General features: G+C 44.0%; 14 protein-coding genes. 7 read left to right on the top strand and 7 right to left on the bottom strand.

Annotated elements, in window-relative coordinates; translation table 11 throughout:
- Positions 1-158: 158 nt before the first annotated feature.
- Complete coding sequence (locus ACT3RN_RS08470; protein ID WP_192992118.1) at positions 159-872, top strand: RluA family pseudouridine synthase; 714 nt, start codon at positions 159-161, stop codon at positions 870-872.
- A gap of 15 nt (positions 873-887) precedes the next feature.
- Here ACT3RN_RS08470 and ACT3RN_RS08465 read toward each other — a convergent pair whose 3' ends face one another.
- The gene (locus ACT3RN_RS08465) at positions 888-1,835 is read right to left on the bottom strand and encodes a D-2-hydroxyacid dehydrogenase (protein WP_192519622.1); all 948 of its coding nucleotides are present in this window, start codon (positions 1,833-1,835) and stop codon (positions 888-890) included.
- Positions 1,836-2,241: 406 nt separating this feature from the next.
- Here ACT3RN_RS08465 and rapA point away from each other — a divergent pair, with 406 nt between their 5' ends.
- Together rapA and ACT3RN_RS08455 are read left to right on the top strand one after the other, a co-directional pair.
- Entirely contained in the window at positions 2,242-5,130 is a 2,889-nt protein-coding gene (gene rapA, locus ACT3RN_RS08460; RefSeq protein WP_192519621.1) for an RNA polymerase-associated protein RapA, read from the top strand.
- 365 nt (positions 5,131-5,495) lie between these two features.
- A complete protein-coding gene (locus tag ACT3RN_RS08455; RefSeq protein ID WP_192519620.1) occupies positions 5,496-6,398 on the top strand; it encodes an acyl-CoA thioesterase in 903 nt (300 codons plus the stop codon).
- Positions 6,399-6,471: 73 nt separating this feature from the next.
- Here ACT3RN_RS08455 and mutY read toward each other — a convergent pair whose 3' ends face one another.
- From mutY to ACT3RN_RS08430, 5 genes are all read right to left on the bottom strand, one after another.
- On the bottom strand, positions 6,472-7,749 hold the full coding sequence (gene mutY, locus ACT3RN_RS08450) for an A/G-specific adenine glycosylase (protein WP_192519619.1): 1,278 nt from the start codon (positions 7,747-7,749) through the stop codon (positions 6,472-6,474).
- Between the two features lie 167 nt (positions 7,750-7,916).
- Positions 7,917-8,855, bottom strand: coding sequence for a GIY-YIG nuclease family protein (locus tag ACT3RN_RS08445; RefSeq protein ID WP_192519618.1), 939 nt, complete (start codon positions 8,853-8,855; stop codon positions 7,917-7,919).
- 24 nt (positions 8,856-8,879) lie between these two features.
- Positions 8,880-9,836 carry a ribosome biogenesis GTPase YlqF gene (gene ylqF, locus ACT3RN_RS08440; RefSeq protein WP_192519617.1) on the bottom strand — a complete coding sequence of 319 codons (957 nt, stop codon included), beginning with the start codon at positions 9,834-9,836 and terminating at the stop codon, positions 8,880-8,882.
- A gap of 160 nt (positions 9,837-9,996) precedes the next feature.
- Positions 9,997-13,179 carry a DUF2339 domain-containing protein gene (locus tag ACT3RN_RS08435; protein ID WP_192992117.1) on the bottom strand — a complete coding sequence of 1,061 codons (3,183 nt, stop codon included), beginning with the start codon at positions 13,177-13,179 and terminating at the stop codon, positions 9,997-9,999.
- Between the two features lie 351 nt (positions 13,180-13,530).
- Entirely contained in the window at positions 13,531-14,268 is a 738-nt protein-coding gene (locus ACT3RN_RS08430; protein WP_192519615.1) for a dienelactone hydrolase family protein, read from the bottom strand.
- A gap of 589 nt (positions 14,269-14,857) precedes the next feature.
- Between ACT3RN_RS08430 and ACT3RN_RS08425 the strand changes: the two genes are divergently transcribed.
- Positions 14,858-15,361 (top strand): YcgN family cysteine cluster protein, encoded by a 504-nt coding sequence (locus ACT3RN_RS08425; RefSeq protein WP_442073286.1) that lies wholly within the window; start codon positions 14,858-14,860, stop codon positions 15,359-15,361.
- 149 nt (positions 15,362-15,510) lie between these two features.
- On the opposite strand, the gene ACT3RN_RS08420 is transcribed toward ACT3RN_RS08425, so the two are convergent.
- A complete protein-coding gene (locus ACT3RN_RS08420; protein WP_192520742.1) occupies positions 15,511-16,917 on the bottom strand; it encodes an Lnb N-terminal periplasmic domain-containing protein in 1,407 nt (468 codons plus the stop codon).
- Positions 16,918-17,186: 269 nt separating this feature from the next.
- Here ACT3RN_RS08420 and ACT3RN_RS08415 point away from each other — a divergent pair, with 269 nt between their 5' ends.
- From ACT3RN_RS08415 to ACT3RN_RS08405, 3 genes are all read left to right on the top strand, one after another.
- Complete coding sequence (locus tag ACT3RN_RS08415) at positions 17,187-18,086, top strand: HlyC/CorC family transporter (protein WP_192520744.1); 900 nt, start codon at positions 17,187-17,189, stop codon at positions 18,084-18,086.
- A gap of 298 nt (positions 18,087-18,384) precedes the next feature.
- Positions 18,385-19,959 carry an apolipoprotein N-acyltransferase gene (gene lnt, locus ACT3RN_RS08410; RefSeq protein ID WP_192520836.1) on the top strand — a complete coding sequence of 525 codons (1,575 nt, stop codon included), beginning with the start codon at positions 18,385-18,387 and terminating at the stop codon, positions 19,957-19,959.
- Positions 19,960-20,117: 158 nt separating this feature from the next.
- Positions 20,118-20,600, top strand: coding sequence for a hypothetical protein (locus ACT3RN_RS08405; protein WP_192520835.1), 483 nt, complete (start codon positions 20,118-20,120; stop codon positions 20,598-20,600).
- The last annotated feature ends 288 nt before the right edge of the window (positions 20,601-20,888 follow it).

Raw genomic sequence — 20,888 nt, 5'->3', positions numbered from 1 at the left:
GTATTAGCACAATAAATCGACACATAGCGATATAAATTATGAGTTGTAAATCAGCTGCTGCAATCCCCCTTACTTTTGGGTCAAAATTAGTTGTTTTATACAATATAATATAACCACTGTTTTTACTTCCAAGCCCTTAATATAAGTAGTCTATTTTTATGCTTTTTACCGATGAAGAAGTTGATGCCCTTAATACTGAGGAGCAAGCCTATCCGCTTGAGTTTTTTCAAGCATTTGCACAAGAAGTCACTGTCTATGAAGACGATGATATTTGGGTGGTTGATAAGCCTGCAGGACTATTAAGTGTTGATGGAAAAACGCTAAAGGTGAGTTTGCTAGCAAGGCTTGAGCGTGCTAATCCTGCGGTTAAGTTGATTCATCGCCTTGATATGGATACTTCAGGATTGCTAATTTTTGCAAAAAACGCCGCTGCACAGACCCATATTAGTAAGCAGTTTATAGAACGTCTACCACAAAAAAAGTATCAAGCACGTGTCTTTGGGCAGTGGGAGAGTGTGGGCGTCACTGGTAAGATATCAGTGCCAGTACGCTACGAGCCAGAGACGAAACCACGCCATATTGTCGATCATGATTGGCCAAAGCATGCGTTGACTTTGTATGAAGTAATGGCTCATGAAGAATGCAATGGTCAGATGGTCACGCGAGTGATGTTAAAGCCAGTTACTGGTCGCAGTCATCAATTGCGTGTCCATATGGTTCATGTCGGTCATGTAATGATTGGCGATCCTATCTACGCTGAGGGTGCTGCGCTAGAGATAGCACCAAGGCTGAACCTGCACGCGCAGCACTTACGCCTAAAGCATCCAGTACTGGGTGCATGGATGGATTGGGAGAGCCCAAGTCCATTTTGAGCCCTCTGATGTTGCTTAAATTGAACGTTTTTCGATAAAGTCAGTGACTTGTGTGCTTAATATTTGCCATAACTTTTCTTGTGCACTTTTGCTGCCCCAAGCATTGTGCGGACTAAATATCACTCGTGGGTGATTGGCAAGGGTTAATAAAGGATCGTCGGCTGCGATAGGCTCTTGTTCAAACACATCGCTGGCATAGCCCTTTATTTGCTTGTTGTTCACCGCATTGGTGAGGGCTTCGCTATCGACGACCCCACCGCGCGCGACGTTGACGATGAAGGGTTGCTTAGCCATTTTTGCTAAAGTATCTGCATTAATGAGGTGCTGCGTTTGTGGGTTTAGTGGACAATGTAAGCTGATCACATCGGCACGTGCTAATACATCGTCAAACGCTGTGTAATCATCATTACGTGGCTCACGTCCTTGATGCTCTGCCCACAATACCGTCATACCAAATGCACGTGCAATTTCGGTAACGCGTTTACCGATGGTACCAAGTCCGATAATACCCAGTGTCTTATCTTCTAAATCTATCAGTGGGATATCCAATAGGCAAAAATCCCCTTTTGCTTGCCACGTACCGTCAGAGACTTTTTGATGGTAATGAATACCTGCGCGCATGCCGTTTAGCATCAACATAAAAGTATGCTCAGGTACGCTTTTGACGGCATAGCCTGCGACATTATAGAGAGTGACATCGTGTGTGTTGCAAGCCTCTTGATCAACATTGTTCATGCCAGTGGCGGTGAGCTGAATAAGCTTAAGATTGGGCAGTTTGCTTATCACCGCAGCATTGACCTGTACTTTATTAGTGATAATAATATCAGCGTCTTTACAGCGTTCTATGATAATCGCATCATCTTGTGGCGTTTCATCATACGTGATGTAGTCGCTTATACCTGTTGGAGCGAGTAACTCAACGCCATCAGAAAAAGTGCCTTTATCTAAAAAAACCGCTTGCATGGTTGCTCCTTGTTAAATGATCGTTTTAAGCTCGATGGCTATTTTTAAAAGGTTGATTTAAATTTTTATTGATTATCAACTTAATGTATCACGTTGTGGGATTGTTTTTCATAGTGAGTCGTGATTTTATGATTTTGCATTTCTCCGTTATGCTTGTCTCTGTGATGCCTAGTATTGACAAAATCCTGCATGAATCTGCTCTTGAAAAGTTAACTTAACGCACTCATCTACCCGCTAACGTTATATAATGGTGAAGTCAAACTGTTGGCTTGGTTTTTGTTAAGACACTTAATACGACATTTAGCTTATGTTTCTTTAGTTTTTTGCTGCTTGGCCAATTCTCGTTGCTAGCGTTTTTCACTATTTCTTTAATTTCTTACTATCTGGGTACAAAAGACATCGCCTTATGACTATCTCTATCGCTTCATTGCACAGTACTGAATTCGCCGTTGGTCAACGTTATTTATCTGATACGGAGTCTGAGCTTGGCTTGGGTGTGGTTATCGATGTTGACGACCGATGTGTGCATATTTTATTCCCGCAAAGCGAAGAGATGCGCGTCTATGCCAAAAATTCTGCACCATTATCACGTGTGGTGTTCAAAGTCGGTGATAGTATCTATGACCAAGATGGCAAAAGTTATACGGTGAATGCTGTCGATGAAGTAATGGGTGTGCTCAAGTACGGTGTCGATGAACACGAACGCGGTATCATGGAGACTCGTCTAGCAGCCAATATTACTTTGGCGAAGCCACTTGAGCGTCTACTGGCTGGTCGAATTGAGCGCGGTGATTGGTATGAGCTGCGTCAAGATATTTTGCGTATGCAATCAGCGCTGGCAGGTCATCCACTCAAAGGTTTGATGGGTGCGCGTGTCGATATCATTGAGCATCAGCTATATATTGCGCATGAAGTTGGCAAACGTATCGCACCGCGTGTATTACTCGCTGATGAGGTCGGACTTGGTAAAACTATTGAAGCGGGTATGATTATTCATCAGCAACTGCTTACAGGTAAGGCCGAGCGTGTATTAATTCTTGTGCCAGACAGTCTACAATACCAATGGATGGTTGAGCTGCGCCGTCGCTTTAATCTAAACTTTTCTTTATTTGATTTGGTACGTACTTCGGCAATTAAAGAGCACGATCCAGAACAAAATGTGTTTGGTACTGAACAATGTATCATCGCTGGTATGGATCTATTGCTGGATCATCCTGATTTATACGACCAAGCGATGGATGCAGGGTTTGATTTATTGGTCGTCGATGAGGCGCATCATTTGCATTGGGACGAGGCGCAAGGTGGCAATGATAAATATGACTTAGTTGCAGATTTTGCTGAAGAAACGGCAGGGGTTATGTTATTGACAGCCACACCTGAACAGCTTGGCGCACAGAGCCATTTTGCTCGTCTGCGTCTCTTGGATCCAGATCGTTTCGATGATTTAGATGAGTTTATCGATGGTCAAGATGCCTTTGCTGAAACGGCAGCAGTCGCTAGTGTATTAATAGACGATAAGCCATTGAGTGAAGGGCAAATCGCTGCTTTGAGTGGTTTGCTTACTATCGATATTGATGAATTAGCAGCGATTAATGATGATGAAAAACTACGTAACTATGCGCTCAATGAGTTATTAGATCGCCATGGTACAGGTCGTATCCTGTTCCGTAATACTCGTGATAGTGTCAAAGGGTTTTATGGTCGTAGTAGCCAGCCTTATCCTCTACCACTACCTGAATCATGGAAAGACAGCTACCAAACTCAAGGTAAGTTGCGTGAGCAGCTATGGGGCGAAGAAAATCAACCAGATGGTGGCTGGTTAGAAGACGATCCACGCGTTTCTTGGTTGGTAGAGATTCTACGAGGTGAGCTAAAACATCAAAAAGTGTTGTTAATCGCTCGTAGCGGTGCAACGGTAGAGAGTTTAGAAGCGGTATTGCGTCTGCATGCAGGTATCAAGACGGCTATCTTTACTGAGCAAATGACACTGCTTGAACGTGACCAAGCAGCAGCATTTTTCGCCGATAGTGAAGGTGCACAGATTCTATTGTGTTCGGAGATTGGTTCAGAAGGTCGTAACTTCCAGTTTGCCAGCCAGTTGATATTATGGGATCTACCTGCCAATCCAGACACATTAGAGCAGCGTATCGGTCGCTTAGACCGTATCGGTCAGACCCAGCAAATCATGTTGCATGTTCCTTATGTACAAGGCACAGCGCAAGAGCGTCTGTATAATTGGTATAACGATGCGCTGAATATGTTCAATCAGATATCACCAACCGCTCAGAGCGTACAAGAGCAGTATATCCAAGAGCTAAAGCCAATGCTTGAGGGTGCGGATACTGCCGAAAACAACGTGATCTTACAAGACATCATTGAAGAGGCACAAAAAACACGTTTGGGACTAGAATCCCAGCTACAAGCAGGTCGCGATCGTCTGCTTGAGTATAACTCATGCCGTCCGCGTGTCGCTGGTCGTATCGCGGATGCTATGCGTGACTTTGATAGTAATAACTTGCTGCCGCACTTTATTGAGCGTTTCTTTGCGTCTGCCAATATCGATCATAGTATTCAGCGTGACGGTTCGTGGGTCATCGCACCTATCGACAGTACTGAGATCAGTGACTATATCGATGGTTTACCACTTGGTGATGAAGACGGTATGACACTGACCTTTGAGCGAGAGCAAGCGCTCCAACGTGAAGATATTGATTTTATTACTCATGAGCATCCATTGATGCGTGCTATTTATGATTTGGCGAGTACCAGCACTTTTGGTAATACGACAGTTGCTATGCTCAAAAGTGCTGCTGTTCCACAAGGTATGGTGCTGCTAGAGGTGAACTTCCGTGTTGAAGCAATTGCGCCCAAAATGCTGAATCTACCAGCGACTTTGACCACGCAAAATATTCGTGTGTTTATTAGCGAGCAGGGCAGTGATTTGTCTGCTCGTATCAGTGCCGATATGATCATGCCGCATATTGAGCGTTTGGACAAAAACCGTGCACGCCAAGTGATTAAAGTACGCAGTGATGTAATTGAGCAGCGCTACTATGAGGCTGAAGATATTGCTCGTCAGCAAATAGCTGAGATTGGTGAGCAAGCCACTGCACGTTTTAGTCAGCAATGGTCACGCGAAATCAAGCGTTTGAAACATCTGCAAACGATCAATCCTAACGTACGTGATGAAGAGATTGAGCACTTAGAGCAGCTTAAAGCCCAAGGCGAGCAAGCGCTTGGTAACTTGTCACTGGTACCAGATTCTATTCGTGTGCTCGTGGCGGTTAAGCCATAAGTTTATAATAAAAATAAAGAGCGAGGTAGCAGCGGCTATTTCGTTCTTTATAGATATATCGACTTTATTTGACCATTTTGCACCGTTTTGCTTAGACAAAAATATGATACTTGCCAGTATACAGTCAGCTGCTAGCTAAAATCATTGATATTGGGTAAGATGTTTACCTTTTTCTATTTATAATAAATACTTAGTGATAGCGCTGCTATGGCTGTATTATTGTTCTAATATCTCTCTTGTTTACGTTTAGCAAGTGATTTCATATTATTTTAAATTCAAATGTAAATACAAAGGATCTGTCGATATAGTCTATTGATATCGTGAGGTGCTGTGTATTTTTGATGAAAATAAGGAAATATATTGTCATGCCCGATTATTCGCAACTGATTGATGAGTTGTTGGCTACTGTTGCACTTATTGAAGTGACCCCTGATGTGTTTGAGGGTAAGAGCCATGACTATGTTGGTAGTCGTATTTTCGGTGGGCAAGTGCTCGCACAAGCGATTATGGCTGCGGCGCATACACTAGATAAGGACAAGCCTTGCCACTCGCTGCATGGGTATTTTTTGCGTGGTGGTGATATCAACCAGCCAGTAATTTATCAAGTGCGCCGCCTGCGTGACGGTCGTAGCTTGTCAGCGCGTGAAGTGACGGCGATTCAATACAAAGAAGTGCGCGGTAAGCCACCTATTGAGCAAGTAATATTTTCGATGATTGCCTCGTTTTCACCAATGGAGGAGGGGCTGGATTATCAAGAAGATATGCCCGTCTATCCACCGCCTGAAGATTTGCTCGCTGAGCAAGAACTAAAAGAAGAGCATATTGGCAAAGTACCGACTGCCCTGAAATCACGATTTATGCGTCGTCGTCATGTCGAGATTAAGCCAGTCAAGCCGCGTGACCCTATCAACCCAGAGCCTATGAAACCGAAGCAGGCGAACTGGTTACGTATCCGCGAGTTGGGCAATCAACCAGTGGCGATTCAGCAAGCGCTATTGGCATTTTCGTCTGATTTTTATTTGGTAGGTACGGGGCTGATGTCACATGGCATTAGCTTTATGACCAGTGGTCTGCAAGCGGCCAGTATCGACCACTCGATGCATTTCCATCGTAATTTTGATCTCAATAATTGGATGTTGTACGATATGTGGAGTGATACGACCTCTAACTCTAAGGGGCTCAACCACGGACAGTTTTGGCAAGACGGTAAGCTGATTGCCACTGTACAACAAGAAGGACTGATGCGCTTGCGTGTGCCGAAGTCTTAGATGGCTAGAGCTTGATTCTCAAGAAAAAAAGCGACTCATTATCATGATGAGTCGCTTTTTTTATGCCAATTTTTTACTCTAAGATCTTAATCATGGCTCGTGGCAAACCAAGCGTTGCTTGAGCATCGTCAGCGTTTAACCAATTGATATTAATATCAGCCGCTTGCAGTGATTTGGTTATGTCGGCTGCTTGCTTCGTATTGATAGTCACTGACTGCGGCGTTAAGTACCAGTGAAAATGCGTCAGCGAATGTTTAATAGGCGCATCATCGAGCAATGTATGGCTAACTGATTTTGCCACCAGTTTGTTTTTTATGAGCCACTCATTAATGATTTGCTCAGCGGTGGTAAATTCTGCTTCATATACTTTTTCATTACTACGTACATCATTTGCTACGTTTGATAACTTATCATCGCTAGAGTCTGTCTTTTTATCAGCCGTCTTACTACTTGCTTTTTTACCCTCGACTTTCTGTACGAACTGCAGTGGCAAGCTCCACAATCCACCCCAAATGCCGTTATCAGGGCGCTGCAGCCATAAAATGTCGTCATCGGCATTTTTAATGAGTAACGCATGACTAAACTTACTGGGTTTGGGCTGTTTCTTTGCTTTGACAGGATAGTCGGTCTCGCGCCCTTGTGCATGCGCTAGGCAGTCTTCTTTGAGTGGACATAACAGGCAGGCAGGTTTGCTACGGGTGCATAATGTCGCGCCCATATCCATCATCGCTTGCGCGAATAATCCTGAGTTTGCTGTCGGCGTCAAACGCTCTGCCAGTGCCCATAGCTCTTTAGTGGTGGCAGACTTGGTAATATCTCCATCAATCGCTGCCCAACGCGTGATGACTCGTTTGACATTGCCATCACAGATGACGCCATAATGGTGCAAGCCCATGGCCATAATCGCACCAGCTGTTGACGGTCCTACACCAGAGATCGCCTCCCATCCTGCGAGCGTTTGCGGAAACTCGCCTGTCTCATCGATTACCTCTACCAATTGCTTGGCACCTTTATGCAAATTACGCGCACGTGCATAGTAGCCCAGCCCCGCCCAATGCTCGGCGACCAAATCCCAGTCTGCTGCTGCCAAATCATGCACGGTCGGAAACGATGCCATAAATCGCGCAAAGTAGGGCAGCACTGTCGTCACTTGTGTTTGCTGAAGCATGACTTCGGATAACCAAACGATATAAGGATTTGGCGTATCGGTTTGATGCTGTTGCCAGGGTAAGTCATGGCGACCGTTTTCGGCAAACCAGTTTAGGAGGCGTGGAGCGAAGGCGTTTAGAGATTTGGGGGAGTGATTGAAGGTAGTGTCAGAAGCTTTAGAGTTAGCAGTTGGCTGGGTCATAGGCTCTTATATTTAGTCTTTTAAAGGTGACCAATTATACCTGATATACGTATTTGCTACGACCCAACTTTGACGTGATGTTATTGAACAACATAATAAAAATAACTACTTAAGGGTGTCGAGAGTAAGGTTTTATTAATGACAAGTTTGCTAACAGAGTCAATATGTTATCGATAAATACTATCTAGTGTTTCACCCAATTCATTTTTCCACTCAATCCATCCATTGGTCGAACGTCCTGATACTAGAGCACTAGCTCCACTGGGGGTTTTAAATAGATGGTTTTCAGTGAGTTTATAGCTTGTATTGTTTACGGCTACAAGTTTGCCGCTACTGAGCAGACTTTCTTTTAATTTAGCTACGAATGGCGGAGCTGATGACGTTTGTGTTTGTCGTATTAGAGAACCTGCCAATATTACAAAGCCATCGTCGTCATAGTATCCTTTAGCATCACCATCTTTTACCTTATAGTAAAATAGGGATGGAATAGGTTTCATTGGAGCTTCATCGATTATTTGAGCGACTTTAGCAATGGTAGAATCAATCGATTTATTTTTATAAGTCTCGTTACTATAAAGGCTATCATGAATCGCCAAGGACTCAAAAATAGGCTGTCCTAAGGTGGATAGTAAAACGTCAAGGGTATGGAATAATTCCTCGCAATCAGCTTTTAATGGGTCAGGTGTATGTGGTTTATTACCATTATTTCCATTTTTTAGCTCGTAACGTCCTACCTCAATAGCAGTTGCGATAGCCTTATGTTCCATATATAGCGCATGGGTTTGGGTCATAGAGTTATTGGTTGAGAGCATGACAAAAGCACGTGTCCAGAAATCTTTGTCATCATGTTGGTTAAGACGTCTTTTAAGATCGCCAGTTTGTCCAACATAGAGTAACGGCTTCTCTACACTATCGGTATCACCAATCAAAAAATACAAACCAACTTGATTGGCATCAGGCATCGCAAAAAAATCATTGATATGGATGCGTGGAATCTCAATAAGGCGTACGGTACGCGTAGTCATCTCTGCCAAGCGCAACCCACGAGGATTGCCTTTTGGTAGATAGATTTGAATTGTTTTAGCAGAGGGTATTAATGGATTCATAGTAGCCGATATTTTTTATGAAATTTACTTCCTATTCTTCCGCGTTTTTAGACGACGTAAGCGCTTCTCTTCTTCACGGGCTTTTTTCTTTTCTTCAGCAGCCAGACGTTGCTCAGCGACCACGATTTCTTCGGCCTCCGTCATGGCTGGTGTCTCAAGTGTAATACGTCCAAGCTTCGCACTACGTAATTCATTAATGAGAATCTCAGACATGCGGTAGGTATCGACCTGATTACCCGAACGCACACAGCCGCGATTACGCCCAGCCACTTCAAAAAACTCCCAATCGGTCTTTGGCAGTTCTTCAATTTTATAGCGAGTTTTTAGCAGCTCAGGATAAGCATGCATTAGGTACTCAGCGGTGTAGCTCGCGACATCAGCGAAGTCAAAAGCAGTATCACGGATGCCACCTGTCGCTGCTAAACGATAACCAGAATTTTCATTTTCAACCTTTGGCCATAGCATACCGGGTGTGTCATAGAGCATGATGTCATCGTCTAGTTTAATCAGCTGCTGTGATTTGGTCACGGCAGGTTCATCACCGGTTCTTGCTACCGCACGCCCTGCCAACGTATTAATCAGTGTTGATTTACCAACGTTTGGAATACCCATAATCATAGCTTTAATCTGGCGACCTGTACCGACTTTATTAGGCACGAGTTGTTTACAGATCGCGATGATGCGTTTGACATCATTGGCTTTCTCGGTATCGCAAGCAATGGCTTTCACACCGCTTTGCTGCTCGAGATAATCCATCCATATTTGAGTCAATTCTGGGTCAGCAAGGTCAGCTTTGTTCAGGATTTTGATAACAGGTTTTTCGCCACGCAATGCCGCAACCATTGGGTTTTCACTACTGTATGGGATACGTGCATCAATGACCTCAATGACCAAGTCCATCTGCGGCATGGTTTCTTTGATTTCGTTACGGGCTTTGTTCATATGCCCAGGGAACCACTGAATGCTTGCTCTCTTATCCATCTGCTTTCATAACCTTTTATAAAAAATGCTAAAAGTAAAACCATCAAGGTTTACTTTCTAATGATACTCAGTTTACTACAGAACCACATTGCTCACGGGACAATTTCACTTAACCACTCAGTTTCACTTAACCACTATTAACCACTATGTGAAGTCGTGATTACGTCTTATCATTTATTTCTTCTACCTCATCATCTGCCGGTGGCAGTGGAGCCAAATAACCAATCAGCAAAATCAAACTGCCTGCGCCAAGGAATGATATCACTCGCCAAATGGCCTCGGTCTGTGACAAATCGACTAATACTAACTTAAGTACGACGACGCCCAATAGCCCAATGCCCATAAACCACAGCGCACGCTGCCAGTAACGGCTGGCGATGATGGTGGCGATTAATGCCAAGAGCGTCCACAACATGGTCAACCCTGTTTGTACCTGTTCACTTTGCCATGCGCCTGCATACCATAATGGCGTGCTGATAAAGGCATGGAGCGTTCTGATAAGTATGCTAGATAGCAGCCAAAAGCCAATAAGCCCTAAAATTATTAGTAAATTACGAGTGGCAGAGGCTTTTTGGATGGGATTGCTGGTATCAGGATTTGCTGGTGTTAGTGGGGTGCTTTGCTGTTGATTTAGGTAATAGACACCAAACCCAACCAGTAGCGTCAGCACTGAGGTCACGTCATATAAATTCAACAGCGGGAAATAGGACACGCCCCAAACCATGCCATTATAAGACCAGTTGGTAATGATGACCCAACTTAATGCAATGGGTGCAAAGATGGCAGCGCAGTTTAATAGTGCCCGCTGCCAATCAAACCAGTGCAGGAATCCATGCGTTGCAGCTTCACTAATGGATGGGTCTGTTTTACGAGCATGGTCAAGACGACTGCTAGTATTATAGTCGCTGCCATGATGGTAGCTGGCATAACGATAACGGCTCCATAGCCCAGCGATAATCAAAACAGTAGGGATTAAGACAGCCATCACACCAGCAGAGGCGGGTAGACCATAATGAGCGGCTGCTGCAATGATTAAAATGCCAGCGCCGAGCCAGATCGTACTGTCATAGGCCGATAGCTTGGCGTTATTAAACCATGTCTTCAGCCATAATTGTCCGATAATCAGCCAGCCAATGAGCAAGCCTGCAAATAGTAGCCAGTCTATTGACGCCCATACGAGATGTGACTCAAACTTTTGCGGCAATTGTAAAACGAGCATCAGATAAAACAGTAATAGCAACCCGTGGCTGAACTGCCTGATTTCGGCCCATGGATGATATCGATTGGCTATCCAATAAATACCAAGGCTCATCAGTGCCGCTAGCGCAATCAAGGTAGATGTCGCTAGTTGCCAATGTCTAAACCACTGATCTACATCAAGCAATAATACTAGAAGCATCCACACCATCGCAGTCATGGTCAAAAACTGTATGAGTCTAGGACTGCGCCACACGATATTGAACGCTGTGCTTTGGCTATTGATAGATGTCAGCCATTGGCGAGCCGCGTCAGTGCTAATCCCCAGCGCATTGGCATAAGTCACGATAGAGTCTGGTGTAGACTGCTCTTGAGAATTAGCTGAGTGGATCGACTCGTCACGTAAACTATCATTTAACATCGCTGGCGAGTGACTACTACGTAAGATAAAGACCGATGCCAAATAAGCTATGCCCGAAATGCTTAAGGCTAAGGTAGGATAATCACTGCCAGAGAATACGATGGTAAACACTAGCATAGCGATACTGATGAGCTGTAATAATAGACCAAGCAATACCGACCATGCGCGTAGCGAGCGCCTACCGAACCAGACGAGAGCCAGTCCTTGTACTGACCAACCAAACGCAATCCATTCGGCATCTAATGCCAGCGGAATGACCAAGGCCAAAAATCCAAATCCGAGCGCCAACATGCCTTCGGTAATCAGTGCGTACCGTCGACTATGTTGGACAAAAATCCAACCAAGTCCTAAATAAAGCATCGCTAGCACAGCACTGGTGATGGTTAAGGCATTAGGTACATTACTTAAAAGCGCCGCAAACAAACCAAATGCCATCAGAGGTACTGAAAATAATAGTCCCGTATCGATAGGAAACAGATAGGTCTGACTGTCAGTGTTTGGTTTTTTGCTTTCATCTTGGCTGGTTTTAGTACTATTGGCACGGTTAAACGCTTGCTTGTTATCAGTATTGTAAGCGATGATTTGTTGGGCGTAGCGAATCACGACAAACAGGTAAAGACTCAAATGTAAGGCAACCAACAAAACCAATGACCAACGCTGCGACACAATGACTGCATCTAAATTTTCACTTATTCCCCAATAATAGGCGAGGCCAAAGGTCACGCTCACACCGAATAAATTCAAAATTTTCCATGGGCGATAATGACCAATGATGGCAATAGCCACATTTAATAATAAGTAATAGCTGAACAAGGCAACCATACTGCCAGTATCATCACTGGTCAAAATCGGCGCAAAGAAACCTCCTGACAATGCTAATAACGCCAATGGAAAGGCGTTCTGACGGACGGCGAGGGCAATCGTGACGGCGGATAATAACCCAAGTCCAATAAAGCTCGGTAAGCTCGGAATAATCTGATAGACGCTATAAGCAAAAAAGGTGCTCAAGTACGCAATGGCTAAGCCTGCACCTTGTAACGTGATACCGTAGGAAAAGCGTTTGGCGGTTAGCTTTAATCCCAGTGCCGCCAATGCTAACCCTGTAACGCCAACGGCTATCAGTTTTGTGGCAATCGAAATCTCGATATATTCGCTCAATAAGCGCAGCAGTAATACCACGCCCACTAGCAATACCAATACGCCCACACGCACCACTAAATTACCGCCGAAAAACCAGTTTTTAATAGAGTGAAACAGTGAGGTGACGATAGGTAAGGAGCTTTCATCTGGCTGAATAGCAGTGGTTGGCGTTTTATTTTTTGTGACGCTTACCGTTTCGTTCATCCCAGTAGCAGAAGTGCTGGATACTGCACTTTCTGGTAGGCCAGATTGGGGTATCGTTGGGCGTGATGGTGGCCATGTATGTACGGTGGTAACGGTGGTATTTGTCTCATCAGCTGTATTTAGCTGGGCGGTGTCAACAGCGCTGTCTGCTCCTACATGGCTGTTATTAGCATGACTGTTATTAGAGATAAAGTTGTCAGTTGGTTGAACAGGTGAGCGTTTGGCATTACTGCTTCTTTGGTTTCTAAGCTGAGTTTGTAGTTTGCCCACATCACGGCGTAGTTGTCCAATCTGCCGATTTATTCTGACATAGAGTGCGACTACCACGATTAATAGTGCGGTAAAGGCTAGCCAGCCCAACTGGTTCAATATATAAAACATCTTTATCACTTAATACCATTTATAATGCAGTGATAATGACGTTATTTATCGATAAGTACAAGGCTATCCTTGCGCATCAATCAAAATGTTATTAGGGCGTGTCCTCATTTTAAAAATGATGATAAAAATGAGATAAATAGCAGTCAAACAAGGAAAATAGCGCAGATAATATCGAGATATTAGTCAGTTATTTGACGCTGTTTGGCAAGATTTAGCCGTTTTTAACTCATTTAGATAACTATCGATTGAATTGAGGACACGCCCTAGTAAACGGTTGTTTATAAATAAATAAGGGTCGCTTATAACTTAAGCGACCCTTGTTCTTGGTTTATTTGTTTTCTTGAGGACAGTTTATGCCAAGTTTGCTTTCATAAACTCAAGCATGTTTTCCCAGCTTTGTTTGGCTGCGGCTTCATTGTAGCCCAAGTCCACATCGTTTTTGGCGGCGCGCTCATCTGCTTGAGGGTTGGTAAAGCCGTGTTTTGCGTTGTCATAGACGTCGATAGTGTAGTCGACATCGGCGGCGTCTAGCTCTGACTTAAGACCGTCGATAGCATCCATGGATACCATTGAGTCGTCACGACCGTGGGCGACTAGTACTTTTGCTTTAAAGTTTTTGTCTGCGGGTTGTTTTGGTGATGGGTTACCATGGAAGGTAGCAACTGCTTTTAACGGCATGCCAACGCGAGCCATATCGAGAGCAATTTTACCGCCGAAGCAATAACCAATCACTGCCAACTTATCCCCATCAACCGCTAACTGATCACTGAAGTCATTGAGAATTAAACGGCAGCGTGCCATGAGGATGTCTTGATCTTCAAGCACTTGCTCCATCCACATATTGGCTTGCGCAGCATCTGTGGTTAGTTTGCCTTCACCGTAGACATCCATCGCAACGGCAGCATAACCAGCTTCTGCTAAGCGCTCAACCACTGATTTTGGATGCTCGACCATGCCCCACCATTCTGGTGCAACCAAGATACCGGGTGCTGGCGTGTCGTTCGAGGCAGTATCTGGTAAGGCGACATAGCTGATCAGCTCAATGTTGTTTTCGGTGGTGCTGATTAATTCAAAAGTCTTAACTGACATATTGTTTTCCTTTTTTTATGTTAGGGCGTGTTGAACATTCAAATGTGGTGCTGGCAGTGATTATTTTTTAGACAATATGCAGTGAAATTTTTGATGCCTAGTCATTCTAGGTGAAACAATTTCGCCATGTATTGGCAAAAAAGAGTACTGCCCTCCACTCGAGCATAGCTCTCGCCTTGCAAACGGGCAAAGCAGTGCTTTGCTGGATCCGTTCTCAAGGCTGATGCTAAAATCACCCCAAACGTCGTTACAAGCCTAGTTAAGGTCTCGACATTATCGTCGGCTTGCGCCTAGTTTGGTGCAATTTTAGCAATCAGCAGCCCTAACATTTGAATATTCAACACGCCCTATAAGTTTTAAGTGGTGAGTGATGATTATTTATGTTTTTAATTCATCGTACTTTTTACTTTTACTACCTTAACGCTCATGTTACGCAAAAACAGCTATAATACTGTAACGCTATTTATCAAAATGATACTGCCACTTTATGACTATAAACTTGCTAAACACACAGGACGACAGCTTGGATATAAATTCAAGCGCTCAATCAGAGGCTGATTCAAACACTGAGTCGCAGCGACCTGTGACGCTGTTTTCTGAAGCCGCAGCGACTGACACATTACGCCCACAGTTTTGGACCCGTTTTACCTTAGATGAATTAAATCATAGCGAATGGGAGGCATTGTGTGATGGCTGTGGTAGTTGTTGTCTGATCAAATACATGGATGAAGATGAGAGTGGTAATGCCGGTGAGGAGCTGGTCGAATATACTGATGTGACTTGCCAGTTGATGGACTGCAAGACTGGGTATTGCCAACATTACGATACGCGCCAAGAGCATGTACCGGACTGTATTCAGCTGACCATGGACAACTTACCAAACATGATGTGGCTGCCGTCCCACTGCGCTTATAAGCGTTTGTATAAAGGGCAGGGCTTGCCCAGTTGGCATTTATTATTGACTGGGAATGCTGTAGTCACACAGCGACAAATGCGCGCGACGAATGTCGGTGTGGCAGGACGCTGTGTCTCTGAAACTAGCCTGTCGGATGAAGAAATGGAAGATCGTGTGGTCAATTGGGTCAAGCCGTAGTTACAGTTTGTTTGACGCTTAAAATCCAGCTTTCCACATCTGGTTCTTACAATGTAGCCCTTAATATCCAACCCTTAATACCCAGCCCTCAAAATCTAGCCTTTAAAGCTCAGTTTTGAAAATTCAGTTTTGAAAATCAAGCCTTCAAGTTAATACGAGTCAGACGCTTGGGCGGTAGATTTGGCGTCTGTCTCAGCATCAGCTTGAGAGTCAGCCAATGACGGAGTAGGAATGCCTTGGCGAATCTGCTCAGAGAACTCGCGGCTGTTTTCGTGACTATTAACGCCAGATTCTAGGTTGTTTTGATTATCGAACCCTTTAACCTTTGGGTTTATATGAGCGTGCTCATACCAAGTGTCCATTGACCATGGCTGATCGCTGCTTTCGGGATTGGCATCTAGCATACCCACATTGTACAAATAATTAGGCAACCAGCCGGACACCCAAATACGGTAATCCCATGGTAGACGATCGCCGCTGACGATGCGTGCCATATAAAAAATAATATTGGTGCAATTACTGACCAACGTGTTGTACCAAGCGGGCTCTGCATTCAGATCATCGGCGGCTGTCAAGTAAGACTCAAACAGTGATCTGACCTCGTGTTGCTGCAAGTTACTAACGGGAAATAGATACACTTGCTCGCCGCGCGCATTGCTCCGCGTGTAGATAATATCACGCTCTTCTGCAGCAATTAAGATCAGCTCAAAACGTCTAAAAAATCCGGCAAATGCAGAAAACGACTCCTCTTTTTCTTTACGAATCTCAAAGGAGAAGGCCAGTGGCGCGGCGTCTTCAAAGCGAAAGCTGACCAAAGTATGAGCAATCAGTGGTCCCATCCAATAAGAGTTGGTCACATCGACACCAGAGAGTTTAGACAAGTCCACTGTTCGAGTGTCCCAATGTGCGGTCGCGTTTTCTGCTGTGTGCCAATCAAAATTACGTACATTGGTCAGTGTGATTAAATCAGGGTTGGTCGCATCACGCTCATAAGAGACACGTTGATTGACATCAGCCATCCAGTCGCGCTCTTGCTGAGGTTCAATAGAAAAAAACCAGCCGACACCGACCAACCAAATCGCAGCGTATAAAGCCGTTAACCGTTTCGTAGTGGCTTTGCTATTGCTATTGGTTTTTACTTTAGCCGTTAATGACTGTTTATCTGATTGCTTAGCACTTTTTGGCCAATAGCGGCTTTTGAGCAATGCGGTCAGCACACCAACAATGATTATCCCGGCTAGCCAAGTAATTACCGACTGCTCGCCAAATTGATACCAAATGGCAAGCATCAACCAAATGGCTGATAGTAATAAAGATGTGATGATTAGAATTTGTAAAAGACAGCTACGCCATTTTGATTTTGGTTTGAGCGGCGGTTTTGGTTGGTTTCCAGTGCTGCCATTACCTTTTACATGATGATTGTGTGAGCCATGATTGTTTAAGCTGTCATGGTTTGAACTGTCATGGTTTGAGCTAAGATTCCCCATGCCATTGTCTGAACGATGGCCAGTTGAACGCGAGGCAAACAGGCGAGAAAAAACAGAACGTAGCGACATAGGATTTTTTTTGATAAATGAAGGCTTTGACCATAGCAAAATTTATAACACACTGACAATACAATTTGCATGAATTTGTCGTTGAATGTCGGTGAGCCATAAGATAAAGTGAAGCTGATTTATACTGTTTTATTTGCTAGCTTTATCCCCATCTATGTTTTACCTGTTATTCTTGCTTACTATCATTAACTACTAACGATATTAACTGCTATCAGCCAAATTTTTATTAACTTAATTTTTATTAACTTAAGAGGTTAAACCACACCACCATGTCTGACGACACTCCCAGCCCGAGTAGTTGGTCGATGCGCGGCTTAAAACGCTGGCTATCGACCGCCCCTGAAACCCGTGATGAACTGACTCGTTTGGTACAAGACTCGCGTCAGTTCTTAGAGCCTGACACGGTCGATATGCTAGAAGGCGTGCTCGATCTGCCTGCGACACAAGTGCGTGAAATCATGACACCGCGCCCACAAGTGATTGGTTTGCATGAAAGCGCTAGCCTTGCTGAAGTGATGGATATCATCCTTGATACCACTCATTCGCGCTATCCTGTTTTTGACAGTCAAGATGATGATGCTGTTATCGGTATCTTATTGGCAAAAGATTTGATTCCTATTCTCGTCCATATGGTGCGTCATCAAGAAGATAAAATTGAAAGCAAACGCCTAAGAGACCTTGTGCGTCAGCCACTATATATCAGTGAGACTGCGCGTTCTGACACCTTATTACGCTCACTACAGCGCACACAAGTGCATATGGCAATCGTCGTTGATGAGTTCGGTAACTTTGGTGGAGTGGTTACCATGGAGGACTTGTTAGAGGAAATCGTTGGTGACATCGTCGATGAACATGATGATTTTGAGGAAGACAGTGATATTAACAATATCGTCGCTGACCCTGATAAGCCAAATACATGGCGCGTTCAGGCTTCTACAGTGATTGAAGACTGCAATGATGAGCTCGGTTGTGAGTTTGATGATACTGATGTTGATACGATGGGTGGTTTGGTCATGCAAGCTTTGGGTCATGTCGGTGATCTAGAAGGTGAGAGTGTGATGATAGACGATTGGAAAATTACGATTACTGATGTTGAAGGTCGTTTTATCCATAACTTAGAGTTGACGAAAACGAACGTCGAACCACAAATCTTGATAGGCAGTCATTGATTCAGTGTTAATAACCTGAATCGCGCTTTAGGTACCTATTGCTGAACGACAAAAAACACGATTACGATCGTGTTTTTTTTTGGTTTGTGGCTTGAGATACTCATCCTTGTTTATCATGTCGTAGCAGTTTGCTACGCAATATTACCTATTATTGGGTTTAGACTGGTATCATGGGCAAATTTAATTTTTATATACTGTATTTGATTGTTACATACGGTATTAGAGTCAGGTTCAGCGTTGGTTTTAACCTGAATGCTGCTGCTAACTATTTTAGAAAATATAGTTTTGGATAACTGTTATGCGTCTGTCTACTGTTGATTTGCAAAAACGCCTGAATCCTGAGAAGCCAAAAGGCTTACCGACAGCACTAACTGTATTAATTGCCTTGCTAGCAGGTGCTATTTTTATATTTGCACTTGCGCCTTATGGTATTTGGCCGTTAGCGTTGGTGTCACCTGCTATTTTATACGCACTATTAATGCCTGATATGAGTGGCAAACGTGCATTTCTTATTGGTCAGGCGTATGGTACAGGGCTGTGGTGTGTTGGTGCGTTTTGGCTTTATAACTCCATTCATACTTATGGTGCGATTCCAGTATGGCTTGCGCTGATTATGATTGCGCTGATGGGTCTTGGTATGGGGCTGTTTCATGGCTTTTTGGCGCTCGTATTTAATCGTATGGTTGGCCGTCAGCCGTTGTCTTTTGCGGCGATTTGGATACTACAAGAGTGGTTGAAAACGTGGCTACTCACTGGATTTCCGTGGCTGTTCGTTGGTTATGCCTTTACGGAGCAGTATTGGTTATCGTCATTAGCGCCAGTTGCGGGTGTATTTTCCATCTCATTCGTGGCTGTGTTATTGGCTGCTAGTGTAGTGGAGCTGCTGCGTCGCCGTGCTGGTTACATGGTGATATCGATCGCATTATTAGTGATTAGTAGCGCTTTATGGTTGATAAACCCACAATGGACAAAACCAAAAGGTACGCCTGATTTATCTGTGTCTCTAATCCAAGGTAATATCCCACAAGACGTAAAATGGCTATCTGAATATCAATTAGAAACGCTCAATATTTATGCAACGCTCACAAGTACGGAATGGGGCAGTGATCTTATTCTGTGGCCAGAGTCGTCGATTCCTATGTCTCAGTTAGCGGCGACTGATTTTATCGATGAAATGACCAAGCTTGCCAATGCAACTGATACGACATGGGTAACTGGTATACCTTATATAGACGACGCGGCCTTTGATGCCAGTACTGATAAGTACCCACCGATTTATAATAGTGTGATGGCGCTAGGCACTGATGCAGAAGGACTGTATAAGAAGCAGCGTTTGGTACCATTCGGCGAATATATTCCCTTTCAAGGATTGTTAAATATCCTACCTGATTTGGCAGGTAGTCAAGATATCTCCGGTTATAGCAGTGGTAGTGATGATCAGTCACCGCTAGATGTACGAGGTCATAACTTAGGAGTAGCGATATGTTATGAAGTTGCTTACCCTGATACCACTCGCAAAAATGCCGCTGATACGGATTTTTTATTGACCATCTCAAACGATGCCTGGTTTGGTAAGTCGGCAGGGCCGTTACAACATCTGCAAATGGTGCAAATGCGTTCATTAGAAAATGGCCGTTGGTTCATGCGTGCGACCAATACAGGCGTCACGGCAATTATTGATCATAAAGGCCGTATCGTTGAGCGTGCGCCGCAGTTTGAGCGCACAGTATTAAGAGGTAAGGTACAGGCTCGAGTTGGCAATACACCCTATATGAGCTTTGGTAACTATCCCATGTTATTTATTATAGCGCTGTTGCTACTACTCAGTTATGTGGGTAAACGTGAGGCAACCAGAGCACGTTTGGGCAAGTAGCTACACGCATAACCAGTAGTGACAGTAAGTAATTAGACGCGTCTAGCAAAATCTCGTCGATAATAAATCCTTTAAATACTTAAGGGTTTTAACACATCGGTAAAAATTGCGATATAATAGGCCAATATTTCAAATATTTTGTGCAAGGTGGATAAGGTATGTCAGAAGGTATCGTTAATAACAATCCAAAAAAAGAGTTGTTGTTTGCTCTAGGTGGCATTGCTTTGTTTTTAGGTATTGTCTTACTTATTGGTGTTTCAGCTTTTTTACGCCCAGCAGGTCAGCATATTACTGTTGAGGCGACTGAAGATGCTGAGGCGGCAGTCGTTGCAGATGAAGCAGAAACAGCGACTGATGAAAGTGCAGTAGCTGAAGATGCTGCTGTAACTGAAGATGCAACTGCAACCGAAGAAACTGCAACTGAAGCCACAGATGCTGAAGCACCTGATACTGCGGCAGATGCCACAGTCACACCAACTGATAGTACCGATGGCACCGTCGCTACTGCTGAGTCTGGTACTGCAACGGCGTCTGGTACAGTAAGCCAAGCCGCTGTGGCTGATGCAGATTTGACTGCTGAACAAGCAGATGGCGATTTAGAAGCCGGTGATGTGGCTGAAGTTGATGAAGCAGCACAGTAATTTTAATATAGCCAGTTAAATGACTAAATGGTGACACTTTATTCTAAAATAAGTGGCGTTATGAAGTTTGCATCAACAGTTCTATAAATATAGTAATCGTCTCATGAAGACTAAAAAAAGAGCCCATTCTCAAATATTGAGGATGGGTTTTTTTGTGAGTGGTTGTGTAACTTTGACAAGTTTTTTCTTTACTTGATTATAACCAAGTGAAACAATGTTCCGCCTATATGACCGTTCGTCTGAATCATCAGGGCTTTGGTCATGACAAATATGATCTTTAAAGGAATA

It is taken from the genome of Psychrobacter sp. AOP5-GZ1-6 (genome assembly GCF_052376345.1).
GTDB lineage: Bacteria > Pseudomonadota > Gammaproteobacteria > Pseudomonadales > Moraxellaceae > Psychrobacter.
Note: the sequence above shows the minus strand (reverse complement) of the source record. Positions and strands in the feature narration are given on the sequence as shown.

Coding starts and splice junctions, on each gene's coding strand:
- ACT3RN_RS08470 (WP_192992118.1), top strand. CDS start 159: ATGCTTTTTACCGATGAAGAAGTTGATGCCCTTAATACTGAGGAGCAA.
- ACT3RN_RS08415 (WP_192520744.1), top strand. CDS start 17,187: ATGTCTGACGACACTCCCAGCCCGAGTAGTTGGTCGATGCGCGGCTTA.
- rapA (WP_192519621.1), top strand. CDS start 2,242: ATGACTATCTCTATCGCTTCATTGCACAGTACTGAATTCGCCGTTGGT.
- ACT3RN_RS08455 (WP_192519620.1), top strand. CDS start 5,496: ATGCCCGATTATTCGCAACTGATTGATGAGTTGTTGGCTACTGTTGCA.
- ylqF (WP_192519617.1), bottom strand. CDS start 9,836: ATGGATAAGAGAGCAAGCATTCAGTGGTTCCCTGGGCATATGAACAAA.
- ACT3RN_RS08465 (WP_192519622.1), bottom strand. CDS start 1,835: ATGCAAGCGGTTTTTTTAGATAAAGGCACTTTTTCTGATGGCGTTGAG.
- ACT3RN_RS08445 (WP_192519618.1), bottom strand. CDS start 8,855: ATGAATCCATTAATACCCTCTGCTAAAACAATTCAAATCTATCTACCA.
- ACT3RN_RS08405 (WP_192520835.1), top strand. CDS start 20,118: ATGTCAGAAGGTATCGTTAATAACAATCCAAAAAAAGAGTTGTTGTTT.
- ACT3RN_RS08420 (WP_192520742.1), bottom strand. CDS start 16,917: ATGTCGCTACGTTCTGTTTTTTCTCGCCTGTTTGCCTCGCGTTCAACT.
- mutY (WP_192519619.1), bottom strand. CDS start 7,749: ATGACCCAGCCAACTGCTAACTCTAAAGCTTCTGACACTACCTTCAAT.
- ACT3RN_RS08430 (WP_192519615.1), bottom strand. CDS start 14,268: ATGTCAGTTAAGACTTTTGAATTAATCAGCACCACCGAAAACAACATT.
- ACT3RN_RS08435 (WP_192992117.1), bottom strand. CDS start 13,179: ATGTTTTATATATTGAACCAGTTGGGCTGGCTAGCCTTTACCGCACTA.
- lnt (WP_192520836.1), top strand. CDS start 18,385: ATGCGTCTGTCTACTGTTGATTTGCAAAAACGCCTGAATCCTGAGAAG.